The organism is Paraburkholderia xenovorans LB400 (assembly GCF_000013645.1).
GTDB classification, from domain to species: domain Bacteria; phylum Pseudomonadota; class Gammaproteobacteria; order Burkholderiales; family Burkholderiaceae; genus Paraburkholderia; species Paraburkholderia xenovorans.
In genome coordinates, this window is sequence record NC_007951.1 from 3,492,167 (window position 1) to 3,504,229 (window position 12,063).

Annotated in this window: 17 protein-coding genes and 2 tRNA genes; 10 read left to right on the top strand and 9 right to left on the bottom strand. The window is 63.1% G+C overall.

Annotation, left to right across the window (positions count from 1 at the left end):
* Positions 1-70: 70 nt before the first annotated feature.
* Both BXE_RS15480 and BXE_RS15485 read right to left on the bottom strand, forming a co-directional pair.
* A tRNA-Arg gene (locus BXE_RS15480) sits at positions 71-144 on the bottom strand.
* A 293-nt stretch (positions 145-437) separates the two neighbouring features.
* On the bottom strand, positions 438-1,268 hold the full coding sequence (locus BXE_RS15485) for an undecaprenyl-diphosphate phosphatase (protein WP_007181041.1): 831 nt from the start codon (positions 1,266-1,268) through the stop codon (positions 438-440).
* 653 nt (positions 1,269-1,921) lie between these two features.
* Here BXE_RS15485 and BXE_RS15490 point away from each other — a divergent pair.
* From BXE_RS15490 to BXE_RS15500, 3 genes are all read left to right on the top strand, one after another.
* Entirely contained in the window at positions 1,922-2,842 is a 921-nt protein-coding gene (locus BXE_RS15490; RefSeq protein ID WP_011489218.1) for an aldose 1-epimerase, read from the top strand.
* Positions 2,843-3,094: 252 nt separating this feature from the next.
* Positions 3,095-3,811 carry a peptidoglycan DD-metalloendopeptidase family protein gene (locus BXE_RS15495; RefSeq protein WP_011489219.1) on the top strand — a complete coding sequence of 239 codons (717 nt, stop codon included), beginning with the start codon at positions 3,095-3,097 and terminating at the stop codon, positions 3,809-3,811.
* Positions 3,812-4,019: 208 nt separating this feature from the next.
* Entirely contained in the window at positions 4,020-4,346 is a 327-nt protein-coding gene (locus tag BXE_RS15500) for a hypothetical protein (RefSeq protein WP_011489220.1), read from the top strand.
* Between the two features lie 867 nt (positions 4,347-5,213).
* On the opposite strand, the gene BXE_RS15505 is transcribed toward BXE_RS15500, so the two are convergent.
* Positions 5,214-5,942 carry a pentapeptide repeat-containing protein gene (locus BXE_RS15505; protein WP_011489221.1) on the bottom strand — a complete coding sequence of 243 codons (729 nt, stop codon included), beginning with the start codon at positions 5,940-5,942 and terminating at the stop codon, positions 5,214-5,216.
* A gap of 107 nt (positions 5,943-6,049) precedes the next feature.
* Here BXE_RS15505 and BXE_RS15510 point away from each other — a divergent pair, with 107 nt between their 5' ends.
* Positions 6,050-6,358 (top strand): DUF2288 domain-containing protein, encoded by a 309-nt coding sequence (locus BXE_RS15510; RefSeq protein ID WP_038457599.1) that lies wholly within the window; start codon positions 6,050-6,052, stop codon positions 6,356-6,358.
* Entirely contained in the window at positions 6,355-7,722 is a 1,368-nt protein-coding gene (locus BXE_RS15515) for an MATE family efflux transporter (RefSeq protein WP_011489223.1), read from the top strand. The genes BXE_RS15510 and BXE_RS15515 overlap by 4 nt, the downstream gene beginning before the upstream one ends.
* A gap of 199 nt (positions 7,723-7,921) precedes the next feature.
* Here BXE_RS15515 and BXE_RS46555 read toward each other — a convergent pair whose 3' ends face one another.
* Positions 7,922-8,092 (bottom strand): hypothetical protein, encoded by a 171-nt coding sequence (locus BXE_RS46555; protein WP_167540876.1) that lies wholly within the window; start codon positions 8,090-8,092, stop codon positions 7,922-7,924.
* A 180-nt stretch (positions 8,093-8,272) separates the two neighbouring features.
* On the opposite strand from BXE_RS46555, the gene BXE_RS46560 reads away from it, so the two are divergent.
* The 5 genes from BXE_RS46560 to BXE_RS15540 all read left to right on the top strand — a co-directional run bounded on the left by BXE_RS46560 (position 8,273) and on the right by BXE_RS15540 (position 10,160).
* Positions 8,273-8,446, top strand: a complete 174-nt coding sequence (locus tag BXE_RS46560; RefSeq protein WP_167540877.1) for a hypothetical protein — start codon at positions 8,273-8,275, stop codon at positions 8,444-8,446.
* 502 nt (positions 8,447-8,948) lie between these two features.
* Positions 8,949-9,107: a DUF3309 family protein gene (locus BXE_RS44305; RefSeq protein WP_007181032.1), complete on the top strand. Its 159-nt coding sequence runs from the start codon at positions 8,949-8,951 to the stop codon at positions 9,105-9,107.
* 93 nt (positions 9,108-9,200) lie between these two features.
* Positions 9,201-9,277, top strand: a tRNA-Pro gene (locus tag BXE_RS15530).
* A gap of 321 nt (positions 9,278-9,598) precedes the next feature.
* Positions 9,599-9,874, top strand: a complete 276-nt coding sequence (locus BXE_RS15535; protein WP_038457595.1) for a hypothetical protein — start codon at positions 9,599-9,601, stop codon at positions 9,872-9,874.
* Positions 9,867-10,160 carry a hypothetical protein gene (locus tag BXE_RS15540; protein ID WP_011489228.1) on the top strand — a complete coding sequence of 98 codons (294 nt, stop codon included), beginning with the start codon at positions 9,867-9,869 and terminating at the stop codon, positions 10,158-10,160. The genes BXE_RS15535 and BXE_RS15540 overlap by 8 nt, the downstream gene beginning before the upstream one ends.
* 419 nt (positions 10,161-10,579) lie before the next feature.
* Here BXE_RS15540 and BXE_RS15545 read toward each other — a convergent pair whose 3' ends face one another.
* Genes BXE_RS15545 through BXE_RS45875 form a run of 5 tightly spaced genes read right to left on the bottom strand, consistent with a single transcriptional unit; the run spans position 10,580 to position 12,059 of the window.
* Positions 10,580-10,867: a hypothetical protein gene (locus BXE_RS15545; RefSeq protein WP_011489229.1), complete on the bottom strand. Its 288-nt coding sequence runs from the start codon at positions 10,865-10,867 to the stop codon at positions 10,580-10,582.
* Positions 10,864-11,274, bottom strand: a complete 411-nt coding sequence (locus BXE_RS15550) for a DUF2280 domain-containing protein (protein WP_011489230.1) — start codon at positions 11,272-11,274, stop codon at positions 10,864-10,866. Before BXE_RS15550 ends, BXE_RS15545 begins: the two co-directional genes overlap by 4 nt.
* 11 nt (positions 11,275-11,285) lie before the next feature.
* A complete protein-coding gene (locus tag BXE_RS15555; protein ID WP_011489231.1) occupies positions 11,286-11,582 on the bottom strand; it encodes a hypothetical protein in 297 nt (98 codons plus the stop codon).
* On the bottom strand, positions 11,579-11,782 hold the full coding sequence (locus tag BXE_RS15560) for a hypothetical protein (RefSeq protein WP_038457592.1): 204 nt from the start codon (positions 11,780-11,782) through the stop codon (positions 11,579-11,581). Before BXE_RS15560 ends, BXE_RS15555 begins: the two co-directional genes overlap by 4 nt.
* 25 nt (positions 11,783-11,807) lie before the next feature.
* A complete protein-coding gene (locus BXE_RS45875; protein ID WP_148222951.1) occupies positions 11,808-12,059 on the bottom strand; it encodes a hypothetical protein in 252 nt (83 codons plus the stop codon).
* Between the last annotated feature and the right edge of the window lie 4 nt (positions 12,060-12,063).

Below are 12,063 nucleotides of genomic sequence, written 5' to 3' on the forward strand. Positions count from 1 at the left end.
TGAGGGCCCTCGCGAGCTACAGCAGGCCACGCGGCGTTGCGTGGCCTTGCTCATTCGCAAACGGGAAAAGTACGGCAGGAGGGACTCGAACCCCCCACCCTCGGCTTAGAAGGCCGATGCTCTATCCAGCTGAGCTACTGCCGTAATGACGTGAGGCGATGCAACAAAGCACAGCGTGCATCGCCCGCAATGAGAACCCGCTCTCGGGCATTGAACCCCGTGTATCAGCCAGGCCACAAGGTCGCGGACACCGAAATTCTAACTGACCGGGCCGGAGACGGGAAATCTACACCCGCGCCGGACAGACTACGCGAACCGGCCCGAACGCCGCCGCCAGTCACAGTCATAAAACAAACGGGCCCGGCAGCTTGAGCCGGGCCCGGATTATAACCGATCGCTCCCTGCCCGCCAGCACGCAACGGACATGGCGAACCCGATCAGACCGGTTGCGGATGCAGCAGGAACCAGCCCAGGAACACAATCCCGGCAATCACGCAGTACACGCCGAACGAAGCCAGACGTCCGCGGCCTTCGAAATAGCGCATCAGGAAACGCACGCTGAGATACGCGGCGATCGCGGTCAGCACACCACCGAGCAGCGCGTCCGCGAGTTGGCCCGGCGCATGGAACAGCTTGGGCAGTTCGAGCACGCCCGCCGCGAAGATGATTGGCGTGCCGAGCAGGAACGAGAACTCCGCCGCCTTCTCCGCCGTCAGGCCGGCCGCATTGCCGGCGATCATCGTCAGACCGCTACGCGAGAAGCCCGGGATCAACGCGCCGATCTGCGCGAGACCAACGAAAAACGCCTGCCGGAAAGTCAGCTTCTCCGGCGCCTGATGCGCACGCGTGCGTTGCAGACGGTCGCCGAACCACAGCAGCACACCGTTGACGATCAGCGCAATCGCGACGATCCGCAAATCGTGAAAAATCCTTTCGAGCCGCTTTTCCAGCAGCAGTCCGACGAGACCCGCCGGAATCGTGCCGATGATCAGCGCCCACATCATGTGCGCGTCGTCGTTACGGCGGCCACCGAACGACGCGAAGAAACCGCGCACCAGCGCGCACCAGCGCTTGCGGAAGTACCACAGCAGCGCGAACGCCGTGCCGAGATGCAGTGCGACGAGGAACGGCAGCAATTGCGGCGCGTGTTTGTCGATATGCATACCGAACAATGCGGGCACGAGCAGCGTATGGCCGAGGCTGCTCACCGGAAACAGTTCGGTGACGCCTTGCAGCACGCTCAGGAAAATGAGAAACGACAGGTTCACGCGGCAGGTCCTTGTAAGGATAATGTCGGGGAATAGCGCGCCAGACAAGGAATCTGCGGACGCGTCAAAAGCGCACCGATTATGCCTGGCTGCAATGCCAGCGCCAAGCGTTTGAGCCGCGATCGAGGAAATATTGTGCGCCGCGTCACAACTCGAAACCGTTGTTACGCGGCGGAAAAAGAATAGGCGCCGTGACTGGCGGCCTTATGAGATCTGCGGAACGACGTGCCTGATGGGACGCTCAGCAGGCGGGCCGCCTGCTGGGCACTCTTCGATGAGCGGGCCGCGCAATATGGCGGCTGCGGATCAGCGTTCGAGCTTGTAAAAAAAGTAGACCGTGCTTGCCGCGAACATGCCGAATAAAGCCACACCCATTGCCATTGCGAGATCCATACAGCCTCCTGAGCCGGTCTCGCCCGGTCGTCGAAGAAACCGGGCAGTCAGACGAATTATCAGAAGGATGGCCTTCCGGCGACACCCGCAATTTCCCCAGAAGGGTTTCCCCGTAGCGGAAAGCAGCGCAAAATCATTCTTCTCGCGGCTCGACGCGCGGCGATTTCCGACCTTCACCGGCGACCCGCAGCGCCGCGGTTGCAGCGCCTGCGGGTCGCCGCCCGTCCGCCTTCAACCTCTTACTGATCAGCCCATCGACCATGCCCCTCTCCCCGCAACAGGACATTCTCGAGATCGACCAGGACGCCTCCGTCCTCCGTTTCGCGCCGCAAGCCGGCGGCCGTCTTATGTCGTGGACGATCGACGGCGAAGCGGTCATCCATTGGCCGGAGCACGCCGACTGGAGCCAGCCCGCGCGGATTCGCGGCGGCAATCCGCTGCTGTTCCCGTTCCTCGGCCGGCATAGGGTGGACGGCAAGATCGGCTACTGGCGCGACGCCAAAGGCACGGTGCGCGAACTGCCGATGCACGGCTTCGCCCGCGACCTGCCGTTCGAAGCCCACGCCGACGTGCACGGCGCCGGCCTGCGCATGATCCTGACCGACAGCACGGCAACCCGCCACGGCTATCCGTTCGGCTTCCGGCTCGAGACCGCTTACTGTCTCGCGGATGCGCGCACGCTCGACGTCACCTTCACCACCACCAATACCGGCGACTCGCGGTTGCCCTCGCGCCTGCCCTATTACGCCGGCCATCACTTCTATTTCACGCTGCCGCACACGCAGCGCGCCGCGACCTCGCTGGAGTTGCCGCGCACCGAGCGGCGCCATCAGCAGGACGACGGGTCGATCAGCGCCGCCGAGCCTGGCGAAGCGCGCTATACGCTCGACGAGGCGCGCATTCAAGATCGCTTCCACTGCCTCGCGGGCGCGCCGGATCGACCCGTGCGGCTCGTCGCGCCGGGTCTTGACCGGATCGTCACGATCGACCTGCAGCGGCCCGACTCGATCCCCTGGTACGCCGTGACAACGTGGACCGAAGCGGCGGAATCGGACTTCTATTGTGTCGAACCGTGGCTCGGCCTGCCGGACGCGATTCACAATGGCATGGGTTTGCGCTGGCTCGAACCGGGACAAACCGAGGTCGCGGCGCTGCGCATCAGCGTCGACAAGCTGGGTTGATCGCGGGACCAACGGGCAGATTCGCCGCCGGACTTGAAGCGGGGTGTTGCCATCGGGTTCGCCGCGGGTTCGTCGCGGGTTCGTCGCGGGTTCGTCGCGGGTGGCGTCGCATTTCGTCGCACCTCGTCCTGCGCGAGCCTGCCGCTCAGCCCGCTTTTCGCGTGCTGCGGCGCAAAACCGTTAGAATCGGACGCTTTGTATCCACCTGCCGCGTGATCGGGATCGGCGCGCGGCAGCGCTTTGCGAGGTCCAATGCTCAGTAGAAGAAGAATGATGAAACGGCTCGCCTGCGCGTCGTTGGTGGCACTGCTCGCCGCGTGCGGGTCAGCGCCGGTGGGACCGGGCTTTTATCGGGTGGAACGGGGCGATACGCTGTCGAAGATCGCGCGCAGCAACCGGCAATCGGTGCAAAGCATCGTGCGCTGGAACAATCTGACCAATCCGGACAGCATCGAGGTCGGCCAGGTCCTGCGCGTCGCGCCGCCGGGCGGTGCTGCGTCGACCAGTGGCGCCGTGCGCAGCAGCGGCAACGCAAGCAGCAGCGCTTCGGCGGCGCCGCGGCCAGCGCCCGCGGACAGCGCGCCGTCCGCGCCGCCGGCGTCGACGATTTCGCTGGTATGGCCGGCCGACGGCACGGTCATCCGGCGTTTCGACGGCAGCAGTTCGAAGGGCATCGATATCTCGGCGGCGGCGGGCACGCCCGTGGTCGCCGCGGCGCCCGGTACGGTGGTCTACGCGGGCAATGGCCTGCGCGGCTACGGCAATCTGCTGATCATCAAACACAACGCCGAGTATCTGACCGCCTATGCGCACAACCGCGTGCTGCTGGTGAAGGAAGGCCAGTCGGTCACGCGCGGCGAAAAAATTGCCGAGATGGGCGACACGGATACCGACCGCGTGATGCTGCACTTCGAACTGCGTTATCAGGGCCGTTCGATCGATCCGTCACGGGCGCTGCCGCCTCGCTAAAGCTTGTCATCGAAGCATGAACCGGCGGCGGCCCGCCAGCCCCGAGCGGGCTGGCGCCGTCCATGTCCGCTCATGAAGCGCGCGCCGTTCCATGTCTGGCACGCGCCGTGCAATGCGGCCTTGGGAACCCGGCGTGCTATAAAGCGCCCAATCAGGACATGACGTGGCCTCGGTGCACGTCCCTCTCCGTCACTTGTAAGGAACCTCTATGAAGAGCGCATGTGCGTCCGTCGCGACGGCTGCGGCGATCGGTCTCGGCCTGCTGACGCTCGGCGGCCTTGGCGGCTGCTCCAGCACCACCACCATGACCTACCTGCCGAGCGGCGACACGGGCTTTGCCATCAACTGCAGCGGCAGCGACGCGAGTTCGAGCTGGGCGGAGTGCTACAAACGCGCGGGTGAAGTCTGCGGCAACTACGGCTATGACGTCGTTTCGAAAGATGTCGACAACGGTGCGACATCGGGCGGCACGGTGGGTGGCATTTTCGGCGCCAACGTGAAGAACCGGTCGATGGTGGTTCGCTGCAAGCAATAAAGCCAACGCGACCACGGCGCGGCGCCGCGCGCACGCGCGACCGCGCGGCCTAACGGTGGCGCCAGCGTCCCGAGCGCGGGTCGATACGCGCGGCGAAGGCAAGCAGCACGCCGAGCGCGATCGGCCAGATGCCAAGGAAGATGAATAACCCGGTCATGCTCGGAGAAGGAAGAGTAAGTTTTCATGATCCGCCGCACATGTGAATTCGCGGTGACCCGCGCATGAATCCGGCGAAAAAAAGCCCGGCACGAGGCCGGGCTAACGGGGGTTCGGCGCATATCGGCAAAGGACCGGTTCACCATGCGCCAGAACGAAATCTAACAACCCCCTTTTACAAGCGCAATATATTAATTGCGCATGTAATGTGACGCGGCGTACGGATTGCGCGCCACGTGAACAGAAGCAGTCGGAAATAAACAGGCTCGATACGCCCAGCGTTTCAACTGCAACGCCGGCAATGCCGCCATTCAAAACCCATCAATTGCCCGGCGCACCGCACGGCGCCACCATCTGTGTGAAAGCGCCGGGAAAAGCCTGAGGAAAGGCCGCTGGCTGATTTCGGCTAACCGGTCCAGCATGTTTCGGACGCTTTGCGTCTTGCGTAGCTTTAGTGCGCCAACGCACCCATTCTGGCAATTGACGGTAATCGACGGGTTTTGATGGGTATTGAGCAGATCGAATTAATGAGCCGATTTCTTCACAAAAATTCGCGAATAGCGAAAATAATAAAAAAATCTCGAATCCGCCGACGAATTGCGCGCCGGAAAATCCACTGGCATTAATTACCCGACCCGTTGAATCATAACTACGGGGATCAAATCGTTCAAGCTGGCCGAATAGCTAAAAGCGGCCGGCCAGAACGCGTGTCTACAGGACTCGCAAACCCAGCTCGGTGACGAGCACGGCCGCCTGGGCATGCGAGATCGTCGCGCCCTTGAAGAGCGCTGCGTCGACGAGCCGCACGCCGCTCAGGTCGGCTTCGCGCAGGTCCGCGCCGTCGAAGCGCGCGCCCTTCAGATGCGCGTCTTTCAGGCTGCCGCCGTCGAAGATCGCCTCGCGGAAATCGACTCCGGCAAGGTCGGCGTCGGAGAAATCCAGCTGATGCAGGGTGGCTTTGCGAAACGACAGGCCCCGCAAATGTGCGCCGACCAGCAGGCTTTCGACGAAGCTCAAACCCAGCGCCGCGCACGCTTCGAAATTGGCGCCGGTCAGCTTGCAACCGTGAAACGACGCCGAAGCGAGCTTGGCACGGCGCCAACTGGTGTTGTTCAGGTCGCTCGACTGGAACTGCGCGTCGACCAGATCGGCCGACCCGAAATCCGCCTCTCGGCCACGACAGCGAACCCAGCGGCTATGCGAGAGGTTCGCGCCAAAAAACGAAGTCTCGGCGATCGTGCAACGCTGGAACCCGGCGCCGCGCAGATCGAGCCGCGACAGGTCCACGCCCTCGAAATCGCAGTCGGTGAAATGCAGCGGCGCCTGATTGCCGGCGCCGCTCGCTGCGATGAGTTGCTCCACCTCGGCGCGCGTGAGCGTCGCGTCGGCCACGATCTGAGCTTGGGCGCCCGCAGCCGGCGCGGTTGAGTCGAAAGACATGGAGGTTAGAATCAGTTCCGGGAACCCCACAGCCTACCGGAACGCGCGCCGCGCTGGCGGCCCGCGCTGATGGTTTATAGTAACGGCCCCGTCAGAACATGCTTACGATGACTTCCAACGACGCCACCCACAGCCCGCTGTACGCCAAGCTCCTCGCCGAAACCGCCAGGATTGGCTGGCCCGAACTCGAACGCTTTTTTGCGCGCGGCATGCTGTTGCGCGTCGCGCGCGACCTCGATCTGGTGAGCGTTGCCGAAGCCATCGCCAGCGACGACACCACGCAGGTCGCGCAATGGCTGTCCGCGGGCCTCGTCGAGCGCGTCCAGGCGGAAACCGCCGCCGACTTCGCCGCGCGCGAGCCGGATCTCTGGGCGGTCGTCGTCTCGCCGTGGGTGTGCGTGCAGGAACGCAATTGAGCGACGCCGCGCGCGACGCGGACCCATCGGCAGCGGCGCCCGCCGTTCCGGTGCGCTGGCACCGCCGGGTGCTGGCGCTGGCTTTTCCCATCGTCCTCGCCAATCTGACGCAGCCGATTCTCGGCGCCGTCGACACGGCCGTCGCCGGTCATCTGGACGGCGCGTCGTATCTCGGCGGCGTGGCGCTCGGCGGCCTCTTTTTCAACTTCGTGTTCTGGGGCTTCGGCTTCCTGCGCATGGGCACCACCGGTCTGGTCGCGCAGGCGCACGGCGCGAACGACCAGGCCGGCTTGCGCAACAACGTCGTACGCGCGCTGCTGCTGGCGGCCGCGATCGGCGGCGCGGTGCTGGCGCTGCAAATGCCGCTGATCGATTACGCGTTGCGCGTGATCGGCGGTAGCGACGCGGTGCAGCGCAACGCGCGGCTCTATTGCCACGCGCGCATCTGGGCCGCCCCGCTCGCGCTCGGCAATTACGTCGTGCTCGGCTGGCTGCTCGGCACGCAGCAGGTGCGGCTCGCATTGCTCTCGCAGGTGTTCATCAACAGTGTGAACATCGTGGCGGTGCTGCTATACGTGTACGTGTTCGATTGGAGCGTGGCCGGCATCGGCGCGGCCACGGCCACCGCCGACGCGCTCGGCTTCGTGCTCGGCGCCGCGCTGTTGTGGTACGGCAGGCCGCGCGGCCTGCCCGCGCTGAATCGCGCCGCGTTGTTCGACGCCGCCGCCCTCAGGCGGCTGGTGGTGCTCAACCGCGACATTTTCATACGCACGGTGTGTCTGCTTTCGTCGTTCGGCTGGTTTGCGCATCTGGGCGCGCGGCAAGGCGACGCCACGCTCGCCGCCAACGCGCTGCTGCTCAATTTTCAGACCTTCATGGCCTACGGACTCGACGGCTTCGCGCACGCCGCCGAAGCGCTGGTCGGCGCGGCGATCGGCGCGCGCGACCGGCATGCGTTCACGCAGGCGATCAAGGTGACGGCGCTGTGGTCCACGCTCGGCGCACTGGGGTTCTCGCTGGTGTATTGGAGCGCGGGCTCGTGGATCGTCGAGCGTCTGACGGATCAGGCCGCCGTGCGCGCCGCCGCCGAGATGTATCTGCCGTGGGCCGCGCTCTCGCCGGTGGTGTCCGTGTGGGGCTTTCTGCTCGACGGCGTGTTCATCGGCGCGACCCGCACGCGCGAACTGATGACCTCGATGGTGGTGTCGTTTGCGCTGTTCGTGGCGGCCTCGTGGGCCTTGCTGGCGCTCTACGGCAACCACGGCTTGTGGGCCGCGATGCTGCTGTTCATGGCGCTGCGCGGTCTCACGCTTGGCCGCTATGTGCCCGCCGTCGTACGCGGCATGGCCGGCGCGGCGGCGTAGGCGCCTGGCGTTTCGCATCGCGGCAGCCGGTTACGGCTTGAAACAAGCGCACACATATGCGCCGCAACGCTCGCCCTAGAATGACTTCAGCCCGCGCTCTCCGCGCGAACAGTCTGCGCGGGTCAGAGGTGCCGGCGTGCCCGCGCCGGTGCTTCGCCTCTGCTCTCCGGTCCGGGCGCCGTCTCTTTCCGCTCGACGCTCAAGGCGTGACCGGTGCCGGCACCATCGCGGGCGGCCGGGTGTCGGTGGGCACGCCGTGATAGTCGGCGGGGTCGCGCGGCGGCGGACCGCCGTGGTGGCCGGACGGGTCGTTCGCACAACCGGCGAGGCCGGCAATCAGCAGCAGTGCAATCATCGGAACGCGGATCATAAACAGTGGTCTCCCGAAGCAGAATCGAATGCGGTAGCCGGCCGGTGCGCCGGCTACCGCGAGCGCCGAGAGTCTACCCGCAAAGCGCATCCCGCGATGCCGCGGCGGGCAGCGCGCGCCTCCCATTTTGTCGCGCGTGACCTACTATAAAGCCACGGCCGCGTGTCAAAGGAGATTGTCATGGACGCTGAAACGATCGCGGGTCTGGTCGGACTCGCAGTAGGCCTGCTCGTGCTCCTCGCACTGTCGATTTTTGAAGCGAGAACGTACCGGCGTGAACACGACGGCGAAGGCATGATGCACCACTGGCTGACGCATCAGCATATGCCGCACTGGATGCGTCGCCGGCACTGAACACGAAGCTGACCGCCTGGCGATGATGCAGGCGGCGGTTTCATCGTGGCAGGCGCGTGTCGAACAAACCGGCGCGCACGAGGCGAGCGCGGTGATTACGCATTGGCGCGTTGGCGCGTTGACGCATTGACGCATTGACGCATTGACGCATTGACGCATTGACGCGTTGAGGCGTTGAGGCGTTGAGGCGTTGAGGCGTTGAAGCGTTGAAGCGTTGAAGCGTTGAAGCGTTGAAGCATTGCGCGGTGACGGTGGTTGCCTGTCCGCCAGCGCCGCGCGAGATTTTTTCTGCCTGCCATTTCCCGCCAATACATCGGGTTCTTCACAGCGCCCTTGCGCGCATTGGCCGCCCCTCTTCGCTCCTCCCCCTTACCGTCCCTCAGGCACACGCATTGCTGCTTCTCAGTCAGCAAGGAACGCGCAGGCTGCGCGTGGAGCGTCCCGGCGCAAGTGCGCCGAACCAACCAGACTAACCGGCGAGAGCCGGACAGGGAGAACCAGAATGACCATCGGAACCATACTGCTTATCGTGCTCATCCTCCTGCTGATCGGCGCGCTGCCTAGCTGGCCGTATAGCAGCGGCTGGGGCTACCGCCCGACCGGCGTGCTGGGCGTCGTGCTGATCATCGTGATCGTCCTGCTGCTGATGGGTCGCATATAACGCGGCCGAACTGCGCATTCCAGCGTTCGTTCCGGTCCGGCGCAAATCGTGATTGACTCTGGCACCCAATGCCACGTAGAATCTCGGATTCGTCGGAGCGTAGCGCAGCCTGGTAGCGCATCTGATTTGGGATCAGAGGGTCGAAGGTTCGAATCCTTTCGCTCCGACCAGTGTTTATAAGGGTTAGCCGGTTAGTAGCCGCTAACCCTTTTTCTATTTCTGCTGCTTGACCCCAACTTTGACCCCAACAGACCGGCGAGCTACCCCGGTTGAACCAACCGTTGGTCGATCACGCGGCGAGTAGGGTGTTGCAACTGACTGCAACCGGAATCCCTCTAAGTTGTTGTCGCTCCGATTGGTGGCGCTGTCGTTGCCGGGGCGATTGATAGGACATTGAAAATAATGTACCCTCGAAACGAACACCCACGGGCACCGCACTGAAATGACGCAACAAATCCACACACGCAAAAGTCGAAAGGATGGTCGTTAGCATGGCGATATTTGCGATTATCGGCCAAGGTGACGCAGGCTCGGAGAAGTTGCCGGGCAAGATTGAATCTGCATTTCCGGCCAATTTCCTAAAAATTCGAGACAACACGTGGTTAGTTGCCTCGAAAGCGACCGTACAGGAAGTCTCCGAGCAACTTGGAATAACCAAGGGAGAGAGCGGCGCTGCGGTCGTGTTGGGCGTGAGTACATACTTTGGTCGCGCGAACCCTAACATTTGGTCTTGGATCAAGGAAAAGTGGGAGGCAACCAGTGGCTGACCTTAACGAGACGCCGAAGGAATTTGCTGAGATTACCCCTCCGCGCGACCTTTATGCGACCTCGGACATTCGGTTTGTCATGCTTGAGATAGGAAAATTGACCTCTAGCGTTGATCGGTTGATTTCTGACGTGAAATCTCACGGCGACAAAATTGATCAAGTTCGGCATCAGGTTACCTTCGTCAAAGGTGGCCTGTATGTGCTAGCACCTGTAGTCGCTTTTATCAGCTATCTGTTTGCGAAATGGGACGTGCTGACCCTTCTGCTTAATGCAATTCGCAAATAAACCCATTCGCGTCTACTGCTGCTGTCCGCAATTTTGCTCCAATTAGTTGCACTGGCATTGCGCGCACACTTGGATGCAACCGGCTAGGTTTGCAATTGGCTGCTTGTCGCTCACTCCACGTCAGCCCACGAGCGGCGGGTTACTACGTGCTGGACCGCGACCTTCGAGACGGCGAATTTCACGGCGATGGTTGAGACAGACTGGCCTTCAGCCCACATCGAACGGATCTCGCGCACCGAATCTGGGTTCAGCTTCGCCGTGCGCCTGCCGCCTGTGCTGCTGGATCGGGCGCGGACACGGGCCTTCGCTGCGGGGTCTGCCGGTGCTGGCAGTGGTGCGCCCGTACCGGCTTGGGGCTGAACTCAATGCGGGCGTGCCTGCGGATTTCATTCACGATGAACAGTCGAGGCGCTTCCACGTCATACCCCTTTTCCCAATGTGCTCGTGCCCGACTGGCCGTGCGCTGCCGCGTATTGGGCGTCGTCGTGTGCTTTGCGTTGCTCTGGCGTCATCTGCTCGCCTTGCAGCACGTCCGGCAGGCCACCATAAATGGTCACGCGGCGACCATCGGCGACGAGCTTGCGAACCTGCTGGGCGGCTTCTTCGGCGTTCGGGTCATCTTGTGGCAATCCACCGCTCGCGGTGATCGTGATCGGGCCGGTGTCAACAGCGCCAGCGCGCGGCTTGTGTACGAATTTCTTCATCATTCCACCTCGTCGGGGTTGTCGCTGTCGTCAACATCCTGATATTCGAAGGGCTGCATCTCCTTCGCTGCAAGTGCCAGCGCACCTAGTGCAGCCTTGAGGTTGCCGCTCTCGGATGCACGGTCGTAAAGGGATTCGAGTCGGCGTAACCTTGTGGCCCGATGCGCTAGCGGTAGTTTTTCCAGTTCCTCGACAAAATGCTCACGCGTGTCGAAAAACAGAGTGCGTAGCTCTTCACTCAGCGTCTCGCCCGCTGCCCGCGTCGGGTCGTATCGTTGTGCGGATGCGCGCGTGATCTGCACGTTGAACTGCTCGCGCACCTGCCGCACGACCTCGCTGGGCGTGTCGAAGCACGCGAGGGCACGCACGATGTGTCTCTTGATCGTCGTGGGCAACGGTGCGAATTTCATGGCGGTATGCGCTAGTCAACGTCCCGGTCAGCGTCAGCACGAACAATCGAACGCGCGAGGGCAAGGTGTCGTTGTTCATCAACGGACGCCAGCATTCGCTCGGTGAGGTCCAAACCACGCTGGGCCTGCTGATCGTGCGGATCGACTTCGAGTAGCGCGCCGTACACAAGCTGAAGGCGCACGACAAAGAACTCCTGTGAGCGAAGCCAATCGACCTCGGTGTACGCGTTCTGCCAGTGGCGAGAATCCTTCAGCATACGCGCGAGGCATCGGGCTTTCGACCACAAATCGACTGCTTCGTCGATCATAGCGACCCCAATGAGCGGTCACGGTCGAGCACGACGAGGAAACCTCGCGCAACGACCTCTGCATCGTCCTTCCGACCTTCGTGGATGCAACCCTCGATTGCCTGGATGGCCGTGCGATGGTGCTCGATGTTCGGGCATCCGCCCTTAATGAGTGCGTTTGCACGGGCAATCGCCCGGTCGATGGTTTCGGATTGATTCATTTTCGCCACTCCTTGGGTTGATGGCTCATTCGAAGTCGGAAGGTCGCACGTTGCCCGAAGCCATCGGGGCGGTCGTGGAATCGGCTTTGATGGGGCGGATAGCCGGTTTTGGCGATCCCACGGGCAGATCACGCACGACCCCTGCCGTGCCAGTAGTCGGCGTGGACTTGCCAGGTGCGGGCGTGCGTTGATACACATCGACCACGGAGGTGCCGTAGTGTTTTCTGCTGTCGGAACCGGCGTTGCCGGAGTTACGGCCACTTGATGCGTCGGACATGATG

Coding starts and splice junctions, on each gene's coding strand:
- BXE_RS15500 (WP_011489220.1), top strand. CDS start 4,020: ATGAAGAGCGCATGTGCGTCCGTCGCGACGGCTGCGGCGATCGGTCTC.
- BXE_RS44305 (WP_007181032.1), top strand. CDS start 8,949: ATGACCATCGGAACCATACTGCTTATCGTGCTCATCCTCCTGCTGATC.
- BXE_RS15555 (WP_011489231.1), bottom strand. CDS start 11,582: ATGATCGACGAAGCAGTCGATTTGTGGTCGAAAGCCCGATGCCTCGCG.
- BXE_RS15545 (WP_011489229.1), bottom strand. CDS start 10,867: ATGATGAAGAAATTCGTACACAAGCCGCGCGCTGGCGCTGTTGACACC.
- BXE_RS45875 (WP_148222951.1), bottom strand. CDS start 12,059: ATGTCCGACGCATCAAGTGGCCGTAACTCCGGCAACGCCGGTTCCGAC.
- BXE_RS46555 (WP_167540876.1), bottom strand. CDS start 8,092: ATGATCCGCGTTCCGATGATTGCACTGCTGCTGATTGCCGGCCTCGCC.
- BXE_RS15550 (WP_011489230.1), bottom strand. CDS start 11,274: ATGAAATTCGCACCGTTGCCCACGACGATCAAGAGACACATCGTGCGT.
- BXE_RS15495 (WP_011489219.1), top strand. CDS start 3,095: ATGCTCAGTAGAAGAAGAATGATGAAACGGCTCGCCTGCGCGTCGTTG.
- BXE_RS15505 (WP_011489221.1), bottom strand. CDS start 5,942: ATGTCTTTCGACTCAACCGCGCCGGCTGCGGGCGCCCAAGCTCAGATC.
- BXE_RS15535 (WP_038457595.1), top strand. CDS start 9,599: ATGGCGATATTTGCGATTATCGGCCAAGGTGACGCAGGCTCGGAGAAG.
- BXE_RS15510 (WP_038457599.1), top strand. CDS start 6,050: ATGACTTCCAACGACGCCACCCACAGCCCGCTGTACGCCAAGCTCCTC.
- BXE_RS15560 (WP_038457592.1), bottom strand. CDS start 11,782: ATGAATCAATCCGAAACCATCGACCGGGCGATTGCCCGTGCAAACGCA.
- BXE_RS46560 (WP_167540877.1), top strand. CDS start 8,273: ATGGACGCTGAAACGATCGCGGGTCTGGTCGGACTCGCAGTAGGCCTG.
- BXE_RS15490 (WP_011489218.1), top strand. CDS start 1,922: ATGCCCCTCTCCCCGCAACAGGACATTCTCGAGATCGACCAGGACGCC.